Raw genomic sequence first — 19,085 nt, 5'->3', positions numbered from 1 at the left:
TCCCCCCGGCCTCACGACCTGCACATTTACTACCGCAATACTTGCCTTTGCCAAGTTTTTATACCTTCCTCACCACTTTTATTTGCCTGCAGCAACCAACAGCTCCTATGGTTGCCCAAAGCAACGAAAGCGGGAGGTGTCATGGCCGAGAGGGCGCAGTACGAAGAGCTGGTCCGCCAGTTCAGTGCCTTCGGCGCCGTGAAGCGGGAGCTCGGCCGGATCATGCCGGCCGACTGCCCCGGCGGGTCGGCGGCCGTCCTGACCGTCCTCGGGCGCCACGGCGACATGCGCATGAGCAAGCTCGCGGAGCTGCTCGCGGTGGACATGTCGGTCACCAGCCGCCATGTCGCGCACGTCGTGGCGCGCGGCTGGATCGAACGCTCCCCCGACCCCGCGGACAAGCGCTCCCGGATCCTGCGCCTCACGCCCGCGGGCCACGCACAGCTCGACGAGCTGTCCCGGCGGACCACCGAGGTCCTCGCCGAGCGCCTGAGCGACTGGACCGACGAGGACGTCGGCCGGCTCACCGACCTGATGGCCCGGCTGAGGGAGAGCTTCGACTGCCGGCCCGCGACCCGGGCGGCACCACCCGCTGTCGAACAGACCACCCGTACACCCGCAAGCACGTAAGAAAAGGAAGCCCATGGCAACGACCACACCAGCCGGTGTGCGGGCTCATGCCAAGCACGGGGGAGGCTCCCACGGCCCCTCCGGCGGCGGCGCTCCGATGACGCACCGGCAGATCATGGAGGCCCTCACCGGTCTCCTGCTCGGCATGTTCGTCGCGATCCTGTCGTCGACGATCGTCTCCAACGCCCTGCCCCGGATCATCGGCGACCTCGGCGGCGGCCAGAGCGCCTACACCTGGGTCGTGACCGCGTCCCTGCTGACCATGACCGCGTCGACGCCGCTGTGGGGCAAGCTCGCCGACCTGTTCTCCAAGAAGCTGCTGATCCAGCTCGCCCTGGTCGTCTTCGTCCTGGGGTCTGCGGCGGCCGGCATGTCGCAGAACCCCGGCATGCTCATCACGTTCCGCGCGGTCCAGGGCATCGGCATGGGCGGTCTGTCCGCACTGGCCCAGATCATCATGGCGGCGATGATCTCGCCGCGTGAGCGCGGACGGTACAACGGCTACCTGGGTGCCGTCTTCGCCACGGCCATGGTCGGCGGTCCGCTGGTCGGCGGTGTCATCACCGACACCGACTGGCTCGGCTGGCGCTGGTGCTTCTACGTCGGCGTGCCCTTCGCCGTGATCGCCCTGATCGTGCTCCAGAAGACCCTGCACCTGCCCGTGGTGAAGCGGAAGGTCAAGGTCGACTGGGCCGGCGCCTTCTTCATCACCGCGGCCGTCTGCCTGCTGCTGGTCTGGGTGACCTTCGCCGGCGACAAGTACGACTGGCTGTCGTGGCAGACGTACGCGATGGTCGGCGGCTCGGTCGTGCTGCTGGCGCTGTTCGTCCTGATCGAGGCGAAGGCGAGCGAGCCGATCATCCCGCTGCGGCTGTTCCGCAACCGCACCATCACGCTGGCCTCCGTGGCCTCGCTGTTCGTCGGTGTCGCGATGTTCTCGGGGACCGTGTTCTTCAGCCAGTACTTCCAGCTGGCGCGGGACAAGTCGCCGACGATGTCCGGCGTCATGACCATCCCGATGATCGCGGGCCTGTTCGTCTCCTCCACCGTCTCCGGCCAGGTCATCACCCGGACCGGGCGCTGGAAGGGCTGGCTGCTCGGCGGCGGTGTGCTGGTGACGGCCGGGCTCGGCCTGCTGAGCACGATCCGGTACGACACCGAGTACTGGCACATAGCGATCTTCATGGCGCTGATGGGCCTCGGCATCGGCATGATGATGCAGAACCTGGTGCTCTGCACGCAGAACCAGGTGGAGCCGGGCGACCTGGGTGCCGCCAGTTCCACGGTGACCTTCTTCCGGTCCCTGGGCGGTGCCGTGGGCGTCTCGGCGCTGGGCGCGGTCCTGGGCAACAAGATCACCGACTACGTCAAGGACGGCCTCGCCGGTCTCGGCGCCCAGGGCGCGGCCCTCGGCCACGCCGGCACGGGCGAGGGCAACATCCCCGACCTCGGTGCGATGCCCGCGCCGATCCGCACCGTCGTGGAGAGCGCCTACGGCCACGGTGTCGCGGACGTGTTCCTCTACTCGGCTCCGTTGGCGCTGCTCGCGCTGCTGGTGTCGCTGTTCATCAAGGAGGTCCCGTTGAAGACGAAGGGTGGGCTGGCACAGGCGGCGGCGGACGCCGACGCCCGCGCGGAGGCTCCCGCCGAGTCGGCCGCCGAGGCCCCCGTCGCGGAGAAGGCCGTGCCGAGCTGGGCCGTGGCGGACACCGAGGCCGCCGACGGCACCGGGCCCGAGGGCACGCAGCGGCTCGCCGCCGTCGCCACGGTGGCCCGGGCCGAGGAGCCCGCTTCCGGTGGGAACGGTGTGCCGGTCCGCGGCTTCGTCCGCGGCAACGAGAGCACCCCGGTGCCGCAGGCCGCCGTCACGCTGATCTCGCTGGCCGGGCGTCAGCTGGGCCGGTCGGTGGCGCAGGCCGACGGCTCCTACGGCCTCGACGCGCCGGGCGCCGGGTCGTACGTCCTGATCGCCTCCGCCGACGGCTACCAGCCGCAGGCGTCCACGGTCGTGGTGAACGGCGAGCCGGTCGCCTACGACATCCTGCTCAGCGGCACCAGCGGCCTGACCGGCCTGGTGCGGGCCGCCGACGGCGGGCAGCCGGTCAAGGACGCGATGGTGATCGTCACCGATGTGCGCGGCGACCTGCTGGCCACCCAGGCGACCGGTGAGCAGGGCGAGTTCTCCTTCGCCGAGCTGGTGCCCGGGGCGGTGACCGTCGCGGTCAACGCCGCCGGGTACCGGCCGCGCGCCCTGCCCGTCGAGGTGGGCGGCACCGGCATCACCCGGGTCGAGATCGACCTGGACTCGGGCGCCCGCGTCCAGGGTGTCGTCCGCGCCCCGCACGGCCCGCTGGCCGATGCCCGGGTGACGCTGGTCGATCAGGCGGGCAACGTCGTCGGCTCGGCCACGACCGGTTCGGACGGGGCGTACGCCTTCACCGACCTGGACGGCGGCGAGTACACCGTCATCGCCACGGGCTACCCGCCGGTGGCCACCGCCCTGACGGTCACGGGCCGCGGCACCGACGCCCACGACATCGAACTCGCCCACCCCGGCGAGTAGGACAAGCCCCGGCCCGTGGCGGCGGGCGCGCTCCGAGCGGAGGTGCGCCCCTGCCACGGGCCGGTTTCATTCCGAGGAGTTACCTGAGATGGGACTGACCGCGAGGATCCGTACCCGGGACGGTTGGGCCGTGTCGCACGCGGTCGTCACCGTGGCCGACATGACCGGTGCGCAGGCGCTGCGTGCCGAGGCCGACGCGGAGGGCGCCGTCCGGGACGCGACGCCGCTGGAGCCGGGGGCGTACACCGTCATCGTCACCGCCGTCGGCTACGCGCCCGCGGCCTCCAGTGTGATCGTCACGGCGAGCGGCCGGGCCGAGGTCGGCACGGTGACGCTGGCACGGCAGGGCGGCACCGAGCTGCCGCCGCCGGGGCCGTGGACCGTCGACCCGGTGCACTCCAGCGTGGCCGCCGTGGCACAGCACCTGGGCATCTCCAGCGTGCACGGCCGGTTCACGGAGTTCTCCGGCTCGATCGAGATCGCCCCGGACGACGTCACCAAGTCGCGTGTGGAGGCGGTGATCCGGGCCGCGTCCATCGACACCGGCAACGGCATGCGCGACGGGCACCTGAAGTCGCCGGACTTCCTGGACGTCGAGCGGTTCCCCGAGATCACCTACCGTTCGACGGGGCTCACGGCGACCGGGTCCGACCGGTGGACCGTGCACGGCGAGCTGGGGATGCACGGCGTCGTACGTCCGGTCGACCTGGACCTGGCCTACCTCGGCACGGGCCCGGACCCGTGGGGCGGCACCCGTGCGGCGTTCCGCGCCACGACCGAACTGCACCGCGAGGACTTCGCGATGAACTACAACCAGGTCCTCCAGGCCGGCATCGCCGCCATCGGCACGACGCTCAAGGTGGAGCTGGACATCCAGGCCGTGCAGGGCGAGTCACTTCCGGCTGTCTGAGGCCGGGCCGGAGACCTTCGCCACCAACTGGTCGCACAGGTCGCGCAGTTTGACGTTCCGGTGCTGCGAGGCGCGGCGCAGCCGCTCCAGCGCGTCCCGGGCGTCGATCCGCTCCCGGGCCATGAGGATGCCGATCGCCTGGTCGATGACGCTGCGGGAGAGCAGCGCGGTGCGCACGTCGGCCGCCGACTGGCGCCGGTGCTCGATGCGCAGCGCCACGTCGATCGCGTCCCCCGCCCGTGCGGCGAACACACGGGCGGCGTGCCGGCCCGCGTCCAGCACTCCGGGCCGCACGCCGTAGAGGTTGATCGCGGCGCCCGTCCCGCCCTCCACGGCGACCGGCACGGCCAGTGCGCAGTGGACGCCCGCGGAGAGCGCGTACCGCGTGTACGCCGGCCAGCGGGACTCCGTGGCCAGGTCCGGCGCGTACTGCTCGGTGCCGGTCTCGGCGGCGTCGACGCAGGGACCCGAGCCGTTCTCGTACTGCCGCTGGTCCAGGCCGCTGGGCAGGCCGTCGCTGCCGGCCAGGGTGAGCAGCCGACCGCCACGACTCACCGTGATGCTGCACGCGGCGGCGCCCGGCACCTCCTGAACCGCGCGGTCGGTCAGATCGCGCAGCAGGGTGTCGAGACCGCTGCTGCGCACCATCGCCTGGTCCAGCGTGTCGGACGTCTCGGAGCTCATGAACGTACGGGTATCCCGTCGGCGTCCCTTAACGCCCCCGCCCTGACTCTCAGCGGCTCACGTGGAGTTGTGAGCGCTGACGATCTTGCGGGCCAGATCGCGCAGTTTGACGTTCTCCCGCTGGGAGGCCCGCACCAGGCTCTCGAAGGCCGCGGCCGCGTCGATGCCCTGGCGCTCCATGAGGATGCCGGTGGCCTGGCCGATCAGGTCCCGGGTGTGCATGGCCTCGGTGAGCTGCTCGCGCACGGTGGCGGAGTCCAGGGCGATGCTGACGTGCGCGGTGAACAGCCGGCCGATGCGCGTCGCGTCCTCGTCGAAGGCGCCCGGTTTGCGCGCATAGGCCGTGAGCACGGTCAGCCGGCGGCGGTCGGCGCGCAGCCGCAGCGACAGCGCCGAGCGCAGTCCGAGGGCCGACAGCACGTCCCAGCCGTCGTCGGCCTCGCTGTCCGTTATCCGCGCCACCGGGCTGTGCCACAACTGCTCCCAGTGCCCGTGCGGTTCACGGCCGCCGTGCCGGGCCTCGGCGGAGCGCACGACGTCGTCGGTCCAGGCGAGCGTGCGGAACTTGTTGCCGCGCTCGATCTCGGAGATGCCGGCGTGCTCGGCCCCGGGCATGATGTGCACGGCCAGCCGGACCGCCGTGCGCAGCGTGTTGTGCGGGGTGGGTGTCTCGTGCAGTTGCTGAGACGCCACCGTCAGGGCCTCGGCCAGCTCGAAGCCGACCGGAAAACGGGGCAAATCAGGAAACTCGGACGCAGCCACCACGAACCTCTTCGGCATGCACGACCATGGCCGTGCGCAGGAGAGCTCCGCAGCACATTCCCGACTGCGAGCACAGGACGGACAGCACTCTAGCTGCTCGGTTGCATCCAGGTGACGTCCGGCCGACGGCCGCCCCAGGCGCTTCCGTGGCCGCGCCCCGGCATGGTGGAATGGGCCTGAGGGTCAGGAAGCGGCCTTACCGGAGTCCGGACGAACGTCTGCCAGGTGAGTGCTGTGACTTTCCTCCCGAATCCCACCCAACCGCGCGGTCTGCCAGGCCGCGTCCACTTCACCATGCCCGCGGAGATCGACTTCTGCAACGCGGAGCAGCTGCTTCCGCTCATCGTGTCCGAGACCCGGGCCCATGGTGACCGGCTGGAGGTGCTCGTCCTCGACCTCACCGCGACCCGCTTCATGGACTCCCAGGGCATCCGCCTCATCAACGACGTGCGCCACCGGCTGCGCCCCGGGGCCCGGATGCGTCTGGTGGCACGGCCGGACGGTGTCACGAGCCGCGTACTGGAGCTGACCGGCCTGCGCCGGGACGTGCCCGTGTACGACAACCTCACCGAGGCCATGGCGTCGTAGGCTGCCTGGCATGGCACCGAACATCGCGACGAACACCCGCGTCTCCCTCGACGAGTTGCTCGACTTCGTACGCCCCCGGCACCACGCGATCCTGCTGACCCGGCGGTCCGACGGCGGCCCCCAGGGCTCGCCGCTGACCTGCGGGGTCGACGACTCCGGCCGGATCGTGGTCTCGACGTACCCGGAGCGGGCGAAGACCCGCAACGCCAAGCGGGACCCCCGGGTGAGCCTGCTCGTCCTCAGCGACGACTGGAACGGCCCCTGGGTCCAGATCGACGGCACGGCCGAGGTCGTCGACACCCCCGACTCCGTCGAACCGCTCGTGGAGTACTACCGAAACATCGCCGGGGAGCACCCCGACTGGGACGAGTACCGCGCGGCCATGCTCAAGCAGGGCAAGTCGATCATCCGGATCACCCCGGAGCGGTGGGGGCCGGTGGCGACCGGCGGGTTCCCGGCACGGCTGGTCGAGGGGGGGTAGGGGGGAACTCCCGCTCAGGCTTCTCGCTCCCGGGCGACCATCGCCTCGATGCCCGCGATCAGCAGTTCCAGCGCGTACTCGAAGTCGCGCTCCAGCATCTCGGCGACGGTGTCGCCGCCGCGCGCCGCCATGATCTCCTGGGACTCCTTGATGACGTCGGCGGCCTGCGGGGCCGCGGTCACGGTGCTCAGGGCCTGCTGGAAGTACTCGTCCACGGTCATGCCGCCGGCCTTGGCGCGGGCGGAGAGATGGCCCTCCAGCGTGCCGTAGCCGTAGACGAACTGGAAGACGGCCGAGATCGTGCTCGTCAGGCGTTTCGCGGGCAGCCCGGTCCTGCGGACCACGCGCTGTACGGCCCGGGAGAAGGCCAGGTTGTTGGGGCCGATGTTGAGGAAGACGCCGACCAGCGCGGACACCCAGGGGTGCCGCACCAGCAGCGTCCGGTACTCCCACGCGAGGGCCCGCACCTGGTCGCGCCAGTCCTCGTCGGCGTCCGGATCGGGCAGCCGCATCTCGCCCATGACCTCGTCCAGGGCGAGTTCGAGCAGGTCGTCCTTGGTGTCGACGTACCAGTAGACGGACATCGCGGTGACGTTCAGCGCGCCGGCCAGCCGCCGCATCGAGAACCTGGCCAGCCCCTCGGCGTCGAGCAGCCGGACGCTGACCTCGATGATGCGCGCGCGGTCCAGCCCCGAGGGCTGACCTCCACCGCGCCGCCGGTGCGCCTTGCTCTCCAGCCAGACGCTGGACCGCGGCTGACTCTCCCGAGCCGCTTTCGCCATGGCGCACCTTCCTCGACTCGCCGACGCCGATCATGCTAGGCGTCCCGAAAGGGGCGCGGGGAACTGCACTCCTAGACGGATTCTGCCCGCTCAGCCCGCCGCAACAACGCCGCCGCGACCAACCCACCGGCCAGCACAGCCACCGCCCCCACCAACTGACTGGTCTCCAACCCGGAGGCGAATGCGTCAGAGATGCGCGCCTTCTCCTCAGCCGAGTCCGCTGCCGCGAGTGCCGCCGGCAACGACGCCGCCGATACGGCGACCAGCGACGCGAACCGCGAGTTGAGCACCGCACCGAGGACCGCCACACCGAGCCCGTTGCCGAACTCCGCGAGCGTCCCGTTGATGCCCGCTCCCACACCCGCCTTCTCGGGCGGTATCGCGCTCATGATCGCGTTGGCCATCGCCGGCATGGACAACGCCACACCCGCGCCCATCACGACCAGGCCGAGCAGCATCCCGCCGTACCCGTGCCCGCCGAGCAGCGCGATCGCCGCCAGACCGGCCGACACCAGCGTCATGCCGAGCGCGATGGCCCCCGGCGTACCGACCTTGAGCACCAGCTTCGCGCCGAGCCCGGTGAAGTTGAGCGCGACCACGGTCAACGCCAGCGGCGCCGTCCGCAGGCCGGCGTCCAGCGGCTCGTAGCCGAGCACGAACTGGAGGTGCTGGGTGAGCAGGAACAGCGAGCCCGTCATGCCGAACGCCACGAGGATCGCGCCCGCGACCGCGCCGACGAACTTCTGGTTGCGGAAGAAGTGCATGTCGAGCATCGGGTGCTCGGTCCGCAGCTCCCACACCACGAAGATCCCGAGTACGGCCACGCCGATCAGCGCGGAGACCAGCACCTGGCCGGACGTCCAGCCGTGCTCGGGGCCGGTGATGATCGCGTACACGACGGACGTCATGCCGATGGTCGACAGCACAGCGCCGACCAGGTCGGGCCGGTCGCCCGCCTTGTGCTTGGACTCCGGCACGAGCGCGGCGACCGCGATCAGGCCGAGCACCGCGACCGGGATGTTGATCAGGAAGATCGCGCCCCACCAGAAGTGGTTCAGCATCACTCCGCCGAGCAGCGGCCCGGCCGCGAAACCGAGTGAACTGACCGTCGACCACAGCGCGATGGCCTTGACCCGCTCCTGGTCGTCGAAGATCTGCACGACGACGGCGAGGATCGTGGTCATCAGCAGCGCGCCGCCGACGCCCATGCCGGCGCGGGCCGCGATCAGCTGAGCCGGGCTCTGGGACAGTCCGGCCGCCAGCGAGCCCACGCCGAAGATCGCCAGTCCCGACATCAGCAGCAGCTTGCGGCCGTAGCGGTCGGCGGCGTTGCCCGCCGTGAGCAGCAGGCCGGACTGCACCAGTGAGTAGGCGTTCATCATCCACTGGACGTCGGCGGTCGTCGCGTCCATCTCGCGGGTGAGCGAGGGGATCGCCACGTTCAGGATCGTGTTGTCGAGCAGCACGGTGAGCTGCGCGAGGCAGATGACAGCGAGGATGAGCCAGCGCTGGGGGTGGCCGCCGGGTGCCGTCTGCGGCGGGGCCTCTTCCTGGGGGGACGTCGTCATGCTGTACACCGTAGAAGGATTCCCATACGCCGTACAACCGAGTAATCGCGCCCTGGAGAAGGGCCGTGGCTCCCGGCCACGGCCCTTCTCCCGGTCAGCGGTCCGTCAGCTGCTCGCCTTCTGCGTGAGGTCGTAGAAGGTGGCCGAACCGGCCGTCACCTTCTTGAAGTTGGCCTCGACCCAGGAGGTGATCCGGGAGGACGTGCCGTCGCTGCTGCCGCCCATGCCGCCGCGCGTGCCGGACGCGATGAAGTAGTGGATCTTTCCTTCCTCCACGTACTTCTTGAACTGGGCCAGGGTCGGGGACGGGTCCGTGCCGTTGAAGCCGCCGATGGCCATCACCGGCTCGCCGGTGGACAGCTGGTAACTCGCGGCGTTCTGGGCCCCGATGGCCGCCGCGGCCCAGGTGTACCGGTCGGCGTCGGTCTCCAGCAGCTTCCTGGCCTCGGAGCCGACGCTGGCGCCGTTGAGCAGACCGCCGATGCCGCCACCCCCGCCCATGCGGCCGCCGTCGCCGGTCGGGCCGCCCGGGGCGGTGTTCCGGCCCTGCTGGTTCTGGCCACCGCCCGGGAAACCGCCGCCGGGGAAGCCGTTGCCCTGCCCGCCCCGGGCGTTGCCGTTGCCGTTCTGCTGGTTCTGGCCGCCGCCCGGGAAGCCACCGGCGCCGGGCCCACCGCCGCCGGGACCGCCGGCGCCGCCCGGACCGCCCCGGCCGCCCGCGACCGCCGGGCCCGCCGTGACGATCGAGCCCGTGTGCCCCTCGTTCAGCGTGGTGAGCGTGTACGCCGCCGGACCGGCCAGCGCCGCGACCAGGCCCAACCCGGCCGCTCCCAGGGCCAGTCCGTGCCCCAGCCGGCCGGCGAAGATCAGGCCGAGGGCCGCCGTCAGACCGCCGACCAGGACGAGCCACTTCAGCCAGGGCAGGTAGTCGGAGGAGCGGTTGAGCAGGACGTAACCCCAGGCCGCGGTGGCCGTCATCGCGGCCGCCAGGGTCAGCGACGCCCAGACCTTGTCACGCTTCTCCCAGAGCAGCACCGAGCCCATGCCGATCAGCGGCGCGATGTAGGGGGCGAGCGCCACCGTGTAGTACTCGTGGAAGATGCCCTGCATGTAGCTGAAGACCAGCATGGTCGTGAGCAGTGCGCCGCCCCAGACGAGGAACGAACCCCGCGTCACCGACGTACGCCCGGTCTTGCGCGTGGCCACCAGGCCCGCGACGAGCAGGATCAGCGCGGCCGGGATCAGCCAGGAGATCTGGCCGCCGATGCTGGAGCTGAACAGGCGGTCCCAGCCGGTCTCTCCCCAGTTGCCACCGCCGTTGCCACCGCCGCCTCCCACGCTGCCGGTCTCGTCGCCGTTGAGGCGGCCCAGGCCGTTGTAGCCGAAGGTCAGTTCCAGGAAGCTGTTGTTCTGCGAGCCGCCGATGTACGGGCGGGAGGACGCGGGCCACAGCTCGACGATCGCCACCCACCAGCCACCGGAGACGACCAGCGCGACCGTGGCGAGGGCCAGTTGCCCGAGGCGCTTCTTCATCCGCACCGGCGCGCACACGGCATGGGCGAGGGCCAGGGGCGGCAGGATCAGGAAGGCCTGGAGGGTCTTGGTGAGGAAGGCGAAGCCGATGGCCACCCCCGCCCACACCAGCCACCTGGTGCGGCCGTCCTCCAGGGCCCGGATGACGAAGTAGCAGGCCAGCGCCATCAGCAGCGCCAGCATCGCGTCCGGGTTGTTGAAGCGGAACATCAGCGCCGCGACGGGCGTGAGCGCCAGCACCGCACCCGCGATCAGACCGGCCGCGGGGCTGAACCGGCGGCGCACGGCGGCGTACACGACGGCCACCGTGCCGACGCCCATGAGGACCTCGGGGACGAGGATCGCCCACGAGTTGAGGCCGAAGATCCTGACCGACAGTTCCATCGGCCACAGGGAGGCCGGGGGCTTGTCGACGGTGATGGCGTTGGAGGCGTCGAGGGAGCCGAAGAAGAAGGCCTTCCAGCTCTTGCTGCCCGCCTGGACGGCCGCCGAGTAGAAGGAGTTGGCGTAGCCGGAGGCGCTCAGGTCGTACAGGTGGAGCAGCAGGGTCGCGAGCAGCAGGCCGAGGAAGGCCGGGCGTGCCCAACGGGGGTCCTCGGGCCGGCCGCGCCACAGGCGCCGTACGAAGGGCGGGTTCTCGGCGGGTGCCGCCGGGGGCCGTTCCCAGGTCGGGGGACTCGTATCCCTCACGTGGGTCGTCCGGTCGTGGTACGTCGTCATCGGGCGTTCCTCGGGTCGGTGTCGGTCAGGCGCACCGGCTGGAGCTGCATGGTGCTGTCCGGCCAGGTGCGGTCCGCGACGTCACCGACGCGGAACCGGGTGGTGTCGTAGGGGGCGTACTGGGTGTTCGTGTCCACGACCGTCGAGAGCTCGGGCTCGTCACGCCGGTCCGGGAACACCCACGCCCGGAAGAGCAGGAAGCGCAGCACGGTCGCCGCGAGGTTGGCGGCGATGAGGACCGCCAGCTCGGTGGAGTGCGCGGGTTCGGACGTGGCCGCGCCCAGCGCGGCGAGCGAGCCGCTGGTCAGGGCGAGTCCGATACCGAAGACGACCAGGCCCTGCGCCTGGTGCCGTACGGCTCCGCCGCGCCCGCGCACCCCGAAGGTGAGCCGCCGGTTCGCGGCGGTGTTGGCGATCGCCGAGACCAGCAGGGCGAGGGCGTTGGCGGCCTGGGAGCCGGTGAAGAGGCGGAAGCCGCTGTAGAGGAGCAGGTAGAAGAGGGTGGAGAGGCCGCCGACGACGCAGAAGCCGACCAACTGGCGGGCGAGGCCCCGCGGTACGTCCGTGATCTCACGGTCGCGCGGGTCGTCGCCGAACGGCCGGGTGAGCCGGTCCAGCGGCAGCGAACCGGTGGCCAGGGCCCTGCCGACCCGCCACACGCCCTTGAGGTCGTCGGTCGCGGTCCTGACGATGTGCACGGTCGAGTCGGGGTCGTCGACCCAGTCGACCGGCACCTCGTGGATACGCAGGCCCGCGCGCTCGGCGAGCACCAGCATCTCGGTGTCGAAGAACCAGCCGGTGTCCTCGACCAGGGGCAGCAGCACCTGCGCCACGTCACGGCGGATCGCCTTGAACCCGCACTGGGCGTCCGAGAAGCGGGCGTGGAGCGAGCCGCGCAGGATGAGGTTGTAGGCCCGGCTGATGAACTCCCGCTTGGGCCCGCGCACCACACGCGAGCTGTGGGTTAGCCGGGAGCCGATCGCCAGGTCCGAGTGACCGGAGATCAGCGGCGCCACCAGCGGGAGCAGGGCGTTGAGGTCGGTGGACAGGTCCACGTCCATGTAGGCGAGGACCGGAGCGTCCGAGGCCGACCAGACGGCCCGCAGCGCCCGGCCCCGGCCCTTCTGCTCCAGGCGGAAGAGGGCGACCTCGGGGAGCTCCGCCGCCAGCCGGGCCGCCACCCGCGGGGTGGTGTCCGTGGAGGCGTTGTCCGCGATCGTGATGCGGAACGGGTACGGGAAGGTGCGGGCGAGGTGCTCGTGCAGTCTGCGGACGCACGGCTGGAGGTCCTTCTCCTCGTTGTAGACGGGGATCACTACGTCCAGGACAGGCGTACCGGCTGGTGCGGCCGGGAGGTGCTCCCGCGCCGGCAGGGTGCCGGGAGAAGAATCGGTTCGCATGGAACCGACTTTCGTCAGGCGCCCTGTTGTGCCCATGTGGTGACGCTGTGGCGTGCCTGTGAGTGCTGCTGCCAGCTCATTTCCGGCTGCGGCTGCGCCGGCAGCGCGGGCAGGTGCACCGTGAACACGGTCCGCCCGGGCACGCTGTCGACGGTCACGGCACCGCCGTGCGCGGCCGCCACGGCCTGCACGATGGCGAGGCCGAGACCGGTCGAGCCGGTGGCGCGGGACCGCGCGGAGTCGCCGCGCGCGAACCGTTCGAAGACGTGCGGCAGCAACTCGGCCGGGATGCCCTGCCCGTTGTCCTCGACGTCCACGCACAGCCAGGTGCCGCGCCGCTGCACGCGTGCGGTGACGGTCGTGCCGGGCGGGGTGTGGTTGCGGGCGTTGCCGAGCAGGTTGACGAGGACCTGTTGCACCCGGGCCGCGTCAGCCGACACCAGCGCGGGCTCGTCGGGCAGGTCGAGACGCCAGACGTGGTCCTGTCCGGCCGCACGGGCGTCGCTGACCGTGTCGACGACGAGCGGTACGAGGTCGGTCTGCTCGAACGTGAGCGGCCGCCCGGCGTCCAGCCGGGCGAGCAGCAGCAGGTCCTCGACGAGGAGGGTCATGCGCCCGGCCTCGGACTCGATCCGCCCGAGGGCGTGCCGGGTGTCGGGTCCGACGTCCTCCCTGCCGCGCCGGGTCAGCTCGGCGTACCCGCGGATGGAGGCCAGGGGGGTCCGCAGCTCGTGACTGGCGTCGGCGACGAACTGCCTGACCCGCATCTCGCTCTGCTGCCGTGCGTGCAGGGCGCCGTGGACGTGGTCGAGCATCCGGTTGAGCGCGGCGCCGACCTGGCCGACCTCGGTGTGCGGATCGGTCTCGGAGTCGGGGACCCGTTCGCTGAGGTTGACCTCGCCGGTGTGCAGGGGGAGTTCGGAGACCCGGGTGGCGGTGGCGGCGACGCGGCGGAGGGGGCGGGTGGCGACGCCGACGAGCACGGAACCGGCCAGTCCCGCGGCGGCCAGTCCGGCTGCCGTGACGCTGATCTCGACCAGGATGAGGGTGTTGACGGTGTTGGTGACGTCCGTGGTCGGGATGGCCACGTAGTAGCTGCCCTTGTCACCGCTCTTGTACTCGACCCGGTACTCGCCGAGGCCCGGGATGTCGATGGTTGCCGGCTGTCCCTCGGTCTGTGGCACGGAAGCGAGGGCGGCTCTCTGTGCGGAGTTCAGCGACCGTGCGCTCATCCGGTAGTTGTCTTCCGAGACGCCGTACGCGGACTCCGTGATCCGGCCGCCCTCGATCTTGGCGGCGACCGTACCGCCCGGCTGCGGCCCCCTCGTGACGAAGTCGGTGAGGCTTTCGTTCTTCGTCTTCGCGGGCCCGTCGGCCCCGACCTCGCCCGGCTCCCGGGGCGGGCTGAGCGCGGCCCTGGACGCGGCTCCGTCGAGCTGCCCGTCCAGCTGCTCGTACAGATGCGACCTGAGGGCGAGGGTCGTCACGGTCCCGATCACCGCGCACACCACGGCGATCAGCACCACGGACGCGACGACGAGCCGGGTCCGCAGCGTGCGCGGCTTGCGCGCTCGCGACAGCCCGCCCGTCCTCTGCTGCGTACTCGGCCGTCGCCGTCCGCTCATGAGGCCGCGGGCTTGATCAGGTAACCGGCACCACGCCGGGTGTGGATCATCGGCTCGCGCCCCGCGTCGATCTTCCGCCGCAGATACGAGATGTACAGCTCGACGACGTTGGCCTGCCCGCCGAAGTCGTACGACCACACGCGGTCGAGGATCTGCGCCTTGCTGAGCACGCGCCGCGGATTGCGCATCAGGAACCGCAGCAGCTCGAACTCGGTCGCGGTCAGGTGGATGTTCTCACCGGCCCGGGTGACCTCGTGGCTGTCCTCGTCGAGGGTGAGGTCGCCGACGACCAGCATGGAGTCGGAGCGCCGGTCGGCGGCACCGGACCGCCGTATCAGCCCGCGCAGCCGCGCGACGACCTCTTCGAGGCTGAACGGCTTGGTGACGTAGTCGTCCCCGCCTGCCGTCAGCCCGGCGATCCGGTCCTCGACGGCGTCCTTGGCGGTGAGGAAGAGAACCGGCACGTCCGGCAGCTCACGGCGCAGCCGGCCGAGTACCGCCAGCCCGTCCATGTCGGGCAGCATCATGTCGAGGACGACGGCGTCGGGCCGGAAGTCGCGCGCGGTCTGGAGGGCGCCCTGGCCGTCTCCCGCGCTCCGGATCTGCCAGCCCTCGTAGCGGAGGGCCATGGACAGCAGTTCGGTGATCGACATCTCGTCGTCCACCACAAGCACTCGGACGGGGCTCCCGTCCGGCCTCAGCAGTTCGGTGCGCCCCTGGGGCGAGGTCGTGGTCATGGTGCACACGATGTCGGCGTGCTCTGAGAGCACCCTTTCGGCAACCTGTGATTTCCCTGAGAAACACACAGGTGCTTCTCAGGGAACGCCTGGGAATCGGGAGGGTCAGAACAACCCGTCCTGCACACCTGCCTTCTCCTTGAACCCCCGCACCGGCACGGTGAGTTCCGAACCCTCGGCGGGCACCAGCTCCCATCCGCTCATCAGCCGCGTGTCCAGCACGACGACCCCACCCCCGGTCGCCAGATGCAGATCGGGCCCGGCAGCGGCCACGAGCTCCCCGCTCACGACCCCACCGGCGACGAGCTCGCCCACTTCCCCGACCGCGACGGGCAGACCGGCGAGCCCGAACACCTCCAGGTGATCGACAACGCGCAGGGGCTCCCGCGCGAGCGACTCCGGCCACCCACCGAGCGCGACCGCCCGCGCGTGCAGCTCGGCGACCTCGACGGCCCGGTCGGCCGCAGCCTCCGGAAGCACGGCCCGCACGGCCCGCTTCTCGACGTAGGGGATCCGGTCGGGCACCCGCAGCGCGGCCCGCAACAACTCCTCCGTACGCCGCGCGGCCATGAGCGGCCCGGCACCGAGCCAGCTGAAGCACACGGCCCCCTGCTCCAGCAGCCGCGCGGAGCCCCGCTCCTGCGCCGTGATCCCGACCTTGACCATGCCGGGCCCGAACCACGCCAGATACACGCGATACGGCCGCGGGTCGTCGGCGATCGTGTCGGCGGCCACGGAGTGCGCCCGGTCCAGCCGCGCACACTCCTCGCACCGCGCCCCCGTACTCCGCCCCGACACGGCCGCCCCCGTCGGACAGGCATGCCCCCGAGCCCCCACGCAGGTCCGCACGCCCCCCTCCGCGACCCCGAAGGCCACCCGTTTCCCCCAGGTCAGCGCAGTGCGCCGCCCGCCGTGCCACACCAGCACGGGACCGTCAGCCGACCACCGCAGCCCCGAGCACTTCCATGCCTGTGCCATCTCTGCCGAGCGTAGAGGGCACCACTGACAACGGCGTCCGGTGACAGCGGCATCCGCTGCAGCGGCGTCCGCGCGTCAGCGCCCGGAGTCGGCCCCCACGGCAGCGGCCTCGCTCTGCCCGCCCACGCTCACCTCAGCGCGTACGGAAGCACCCCCGGCCACCTCGGTCGTACGGCCCGAGCCCGCCGTACGCCCCCGCCCGGCCAGCCGGCACCCGAGGCACTCGTCATGTCCGGCCCGCGCCCCCGAGTCCCGGACCCGCCAGCCCCACTCCTCCCTGGGCCGGAGCCCCGGCCCCTTCCCCCAGCCGGCCAGGTGCAGCGCCCAGGTGACCAGCAGGGCGACCACACCGATCGCGAGCCCACCGGCGATCAGCACGCCCGAGACGAAACACACCCCCGCACCCGCCAGAGCGGCCCCGACACTCGCGATCCCGGTTCCGACCCATCCCGCGACGGTATGACCGTGGTCATACTGATGTGCGCTCATATGCTGCCCCCTCACACACGAAGGCCCCGGGAACCCGCGCCCCCGAGCCTCTCACCAGCTAAGCCTTTTAGAGCCCAAACATCTCACGAACTAAGGGATCTGGGAATGCAAGCCAAGCCGCGTCCGGCTGCCACGCCGGAGCAGGCACTGTCGGCGATGGACCACCTCATCGCGACCCACCTGGTCGGACAGCATGAGATCGCCCAACAGGTAGGCCTGAGTGTGACCGACCTCACCTGTTTCGCCTACGTCATCGAAGCCGGTGAGAACCTGCCCACGGCCGGCGACCTGGCAGCCCGAGTCCACGTCACGACGGGCGCGGTCACCGGCATCCTCAACCGCCTGGAACGCGCCGGCTACATCACCCGCCGCCCCGACCCGACCGACCGCCGCCGCATCCGCGTAGCCGCCCAGCCCGACGCGGTCGCCCGCGTCCGAGCGGTCTACGAGCCGTACTACGCCCGCCTCACGGAACTCTTCGCGGACTACTCCCCCGACGAAATCGCGGTCCTGAACGACTGGTTCACCCGCGCGAGCGGCCTCGCGGCGAACTACTTGGAGGAACACTGCCGCACCGACTGAACACCGGCCCTGAGCAGCGGACGCCCGTTGTGCCATACCTCATTGCATACATCGAGTGGCTCACTGCCGAGCATCAGCGCGTGAGCGTGGAGGTCTGAGCCGCGGCCTTCCGCTACGCGCCAGGAGCCCGGTACCGGACCTGCTCGGCTGTGCGCAGGGCCTCGATCGTTTCGTCGACGGTCAGGAGGACCGTCGTCTCGAACGAACTCAGCGCGCCGCCTCCGCTGATCGCCAGGGCCACCGCGGCCATGGACACGTTGTCCGGGGCTTCCCACAGGTTGTAACCGTCGTGCGTGCCGAAGGCGTACCAGAAGCCGTGGAGCTTCCCACCGACGGACTCGATGTACGACTGAGCGGCCTGCGCACGGTCCTCCGGGCGGCCGATCAGCCTCGCCCAGGTCTCCGGTGTGTAGCTGAACCTCGACAGGTAGAGCGGCATCATGTCTGCCTTTCGTTCCATCAAGGGATGCACCCCGCGAGGCGGGAAGGGCGCCGGCGGTGACTCACTGAAGATCCTCGATGTCGAGAACGTCCTCGGCGGGCGGCGCCTCAGCATTGACGGGCTTGTTGTAGTCGCTCATCACCAAATCCGCGGGCTCGTCTCCTCCGGTCCGACTGAGCCTCAGAATGTAGGGCTCACCCTCCGTCGCGACATCCACGGTGCTGGTGACGCCGTCATCCTTTCTCACAACCGGAATTGCAGGCTGGTCATTGACGTCGTGGATCTTGCCTTTGGTCAGCCCGGGGTCAGGGTGATCGGGAATGTCCTGGAGCAGACGGTCGGCATCACACAGCTCGGCCAGGTCTTCGAATCCCTCAGACTGGGCGGACACTTTCAGCCACTGATCCGCGAGAAGGTCGACCTCATCGCTCCCGGATTCCATCTCCTTCCAGAAGGTCTCATCTCCTTTGAGATACGCGGCATCGCCGACTTTGATGATCTCCGCAGTCACGTTTTCCCGAGGGCCGATGGTGCCCTTGCAATCACCGTCCTCGTTCAGAGCGAGGTCTACCAGGACCTCATCCGGGCCGCTCGTCGTCGTTCCCTTCAGCCGAAGGGAGTCCGCGCTCTTGGTCGCGTCAGCGGCCTTCTCCATAATCTCGTTCGCAGGGAGGTCCTCGATGCCGTTCGAGTCCTGCGTCGTCACACCGCCCGCGAGGCCGACGACCACCAGCGTCGCCGTGCAGGTCACACGGGTAAGAATTGCACGCTGGACTCTCATGATCGTTCGCCCTTCTTCAGCTGTCTCTTTCCAGGTTGGGCACGCCGACTCCGTACGCGCTACTCGGCGTTGATCCCAGCCAGGCAGTCCTGAAGGTTCCGTTATCAACAACTTGTCATCGCTCGTATTACTCGTTCAGGTGCGCACCTTGTGCGGGTTTCCCCCATGGCATCCAGGATGGGGTGCGCGATGTGTTCCCTCATGAAGGCGAAAGACCATGCCGACGTATGTCACGTTGCTGAACTGGACCGATCAAGGGATCCGAAACTACAAGGACACCGCGAAGCGTGCCGAGGCCTTCGGTTCAGCGGTGCAGAAGATCGGGGCGAAGCTCCTGAACGTCTACTGGACCGTCGGTCCGTACGACCTCGTGGCCCTCGTCGAGGCACCGGACGACGAAACCGCCACCGCGGCGCTCCTTCAGCTGGGCGGGGTGGGCAACGTCCGTACCACGACCCTGCGGGCCTTCGGCCGCGAGGAGATGGACCGCATCATCGCCAAGGCCGCCGGCTGAAGACGTGGGGGACGTACATCAGCCGTTGCTGTGCTTCGCCGCTGTCCGCGCCTGAAACGCCAGAGGCCCCGGATCTCTCCGGGGCCTCTGCTCTGTGCGCACTCGGCAGGATTCGAACCTGCAACCTTCTGATCCGTAGTCAGATGCTCTATCCGTTAAGCTACGAGTGCCTGTTCTGTTTTTTCGCCGCTCCCGGGCCTTCCGGCGCGCTCGCGGCGACAGGAAGAACATTACATGACTGCCGCCGCCATGTGAAATCCGTTTGCCATACCGCTTGTGACCTGCGGAAATGGCCTCAGATGGGGCTTCGCGACCA

General features: G+C 70.3%; 19 protein-coding genes and 1 tRNA gene. 7 read left to right on the top strand and 13 right to left on the bottom strand.

Features of this window, described 5'->3' with window-relative positions; genetic code table 11:
* The first annotated feature begins 141 nt into the window (after positions 1–141).
* The 3 genes from SCNRRL3882_RS21200 to SCNRRL3882_RS21190 all read left to right on the top strand — a co-directional run bounded on the left by SCNRRL3882_RS21200 (position 142) and on the right by SCNRRL3882_RS21190 (position 4,103).
* The gene (locus SCNRRL3882_RS21200) at positions 142–630 is read left to right on the top strand and encodes a MarR family winged helix-turn-helix transcriptional regulator (RefSeq protein ID WP_010032988.1); all 489 of its coding nucleotides are present in this window, start codon (positions 142–144) and stop codon (positions 628–630) included.
* 13 nt (positions 631–643) lie between these two features.
* The gene (locus tag SCNRRL3882_RS21195) at positions 644–3,193 is read left to right on the top strand and encodes an MFS transporter (protein ID WP_086012451.1); all 2,550 of its coding nucleotides are present in this window, start codon (positions 644–646) and stop codon (positions 3,191–3,193) included.
* Positions 3,194–3,281: 88 nt separating this feature from the next.
* Entirely contained in the window at positions 3,282–4,103 is an 822-nt protein-coding gene (locus tag SCNRRL3882_RS21190) for a YceI family protein (protein WP_010032985.1), read from the top strand.
* Here SCNRRL3882_RS21190 and SCNRRL3882_RS21185 read toward each other — a convergent pair.
* Positions 4,086–4,787, bottom strand: coding sequence for a GAF and ANTAR domain-containing protein (locus SCNRRL3882_RS21185; protein WP_010032982.1), 702 nt, complete (start codon positions 4,785–4,787; stop codon positions 4,086–4,088). The two genes, SCNRRL3882_RS21190 and SCNRRL3882_RS21185, sit on opposite strands and share 18 nt — an antisense overlap.
* 57 nt (positions 4,788–4,844) lie before the next feature.
* Positions 4,845–5,567: an ANTAR domain-containing protein gene (locus SCNRRL3882_RS21180; RefSeq protein WP_050810139.1), complete on the bottom strand. Its 723-nt coding sequence runs from the start codon at positions 5,565–5,567 to the stop codon at positions 4,845–4,847.
* Positions 5,568–5,783: 216 nt separating this feature from the next.
* Between SCNRRL3882_RS21180 and SCNRRL3882_RS21175 the strand changes: the two genes are divergently transcribed.
* Both SCNRRL3882_RS21175 and SCNRRL3882_RS21170 read left to right on the top strand, forming a co-directional pair.
* Positions 5,784–6,137, top strand: a complete 354-nt coding sequence (locus SCNRRL3882_RS21175; protein WP_050810138.1) for an STAS domain-containing protein — start codon at positions 5,784–5,786, stop codon at positions 6,135–6,137.
* Positions 6,138–6,147: 10 nt separating this feature from the next.
* Complete coding sequence (locus SCNRRL3882_RS21170; protein WP_010032979.1) at positions 6,148–6,618, top strand: PPOX class F420-dependent oxidoreductase; 471 nt, start codon at positions 6,148–6,150, stop codon at positions 6,616–6,618.
* A 14-nt stretch (positions 6,619–6,632) separates the two neighbouring features.
* On the opposite strand, the gene SCNRRL3882_RS21165 is transcribed toward SCNRRL3882_RS21170, so the two are convergent.
* The 8 genes from SCNRRL3882_RS21165 to SCNRRL3882_RS21130 form a co-directional block, all read right to left on the bottom strand.
* Positions 6,633–7,400 carry a TetR/AcrR family transcriptional regulator gene (locus tag SCNRRL3882_RS21165; protein ID WP_010032978.1) on the bottom strand — a complete coding sequence of 256 codons (768 nt, stop codon included), beginning with the start codon at positions 7,398–7,400 and terminating at the stop codon, positions 6,633–6,635.
* A gap of 71 nt (positions 7,401–7,471) precedes the next feature.
* Positions 7,472–8,968 (bottom strand): MFS transporter, encoded by a 1,497-nt coding sequence (locus SCNRRL3882_RS21160; protein ID WP_010032977.1) that lies wholly within the window; start codon positions 8,966–8,968, stop codon positions 7,472–7,474.
* 105 nt (positions 8,969–9,073) lie between these two features.
* Complete coding sequence (locus SCNRRL3882_RS21155) at positions 9,074–11,221, bottom strand: ArnT family glycosyltransferase (protein ID WP_010032975.1); 2,148 nt, start codon at positions 11,219–11,221, stop codon at positions 9,074–9,076.
* Entirely contained in the window at positions 11,218–12,621 is a 1,404-nt protein-coding gene (locus SCNRRL3882_RS21150) for a bifunctional glycosyltransferase family 2/GtrA family protein (protein WP_029180701.1), read from the bottom strand. The genes SCNRRL3882_RS21155 and SCNRRL3882_RS21150 overlap by 4 nt, the downstream gene beginning before the upstream one ends.
* A 14-nt stretch (positions 12,622–12,635) precedes the next feature.
* Positions 12,636–14,246: a HAMP domain-containing sensor histidine kinase gene (locus tag SCNRRL3882_RS21145; RefSeq protein WP_010032971.1), complete on the bottom strand. Its 1,611-nt coding sequence runs from the start codon at positions 14,244–14,246 to the stop codon at positions 12,636–12,638.
* Positions 14,243–14,983, bottom strand: a complete 741-nt coding sequence (locus SCNRRL3882_RS21140; protein WP_010032969.1) for a response regulator transcription factor — start codon at positions 14,981–14,983, stop codon at positions 14,243–14,245. The genes SCNRRL3882_RS21145 and SCNRRL3882_RS21140 overlap by 4 nt, the downstream gene beginning before the upstream one ends.
* Positions 14,984–15,088: 105 nt before the next feature.
* Positions 15,089–15,961: a DUF2797 domain-containing protein gene (locus SCNRRL3882_RS21135; protein ID WP_029180699.1), complete on the bottom strand. Its 873-nt coding sequence runs from the start codon at positions 15,959–15,961 to the stop codon at positions 15,089–15,091.
* A gap of 75 nt (positions 15,962–16,036) precedes the next feature.
* A complete protein-coding gene (locus SCNRRL3882_RS21130; RefSeq protein ID WP_010032966.1) occupies positions 16,037–16,450 on the bottom strand; it encodes an HGxxPAAW family protein in 414 nt (137 codons plus the stop codon).
* A 105-nt stretch (positions 16,451–16,555) separates the two neighbouring features.
* On the opposite strand from SCNRRL3882_RS21130, the gene SCNRRL3882_RS21125 reads away from it, so the two are divergent.
* On the top strand, positions 16,556–17,032 hold the full coding sequence (locus SCNRRL3882_RS21125) for a MarR family winged helix-turn-helix transcriptional regulator (protein WP_010032965.1): 477 nt from the start codon (positions 16,556–16,558) through the stop codon (positions 17,030–17,032).
* Positions 17,033–17,144: 112 nt separating this feature from the next.
* Here SCNRRL3882_RS21125 and SCNRRL3882_RS21120 read toward each other — a convergent pair whose 3' ends face one another.
* Together SCNRRL3882_RS21120 and SCNRRL3882_RS21115 are read right to left on the bottom strand one after the other, a co-directional pair.
* Positions 17,145–17,471 carry a GYD domain-containing protein gene (locus SCNRRL3882_RS21120; RefSeq protein ID WP_010032964.1) on the bottom strand — a complete coding sequence of 109 codons (327 nt, stop codon included), beginning with the start codon at positions 17,469–17,471 and terminating at the stop codon, positions 17,145–17,147.
* 64 nt (positions 17,472–17,535) lie between these two features.
* On the bottom strand, positions 17,536–18,255 hold the full coding sequence (locus SCNRRL3882_RS21115; RefSeq protein WP_010032963.1) for a hypothetical protein: 720 nt from the start codon (positions 18,253–18,255) through the stop codon (positions 17,536–17,538).
* A 217-nt stretch (positions 18,256–18,472) separates the two neighbouring features.
* Between SCNRRL3882_RS21115 and SCNRRL3882_RS21110 the strand changes: the two genes are divergently transcribed.
* Positions 18,473–18,769 carry a GYD domain-containing protein gene (locus tag SCNRRL3882_RS21110; RefSeq protein ID WP_010032962.1) on the top strand — a complete coding sequence of 99 codons (297 nt, stop codon included), beginning with the start codon at positions 18,473–18,475 and terminating at the stop codon, positions 18,767–18,769.
* 97 nt (positions 18,770–18,866) lie between these two features.
* Here the strand turns inward: SCNRRL3882_RS21110 and SCNRRL3882_RS21105 are convergent.
* A tRNA-Arg gene (locus tag SCNRRL3882_RS21105) sits at positions 18,867–18,939 on the bottom strand.
* Positions 18,940–19,085 lie beyond the last annotated feature (146 nt).

Origin of the sequence: Streptomyces chartreusis NRRL 3882 (assembly GCF_900236475.1) — a bacterium.
In the GTDB taxonomy this organism is placed as follows: Bacteria; Actinomycetota; Actinomycetes; order Streptomycetales; family Streptomycetaceae; genus Streptomyces; species Streptomyces chartreusis_D.
Note: the sequence above shows the minus strand (reverse complement) of the source record. Positions and strands in the feature narration are given on the sequence as shown.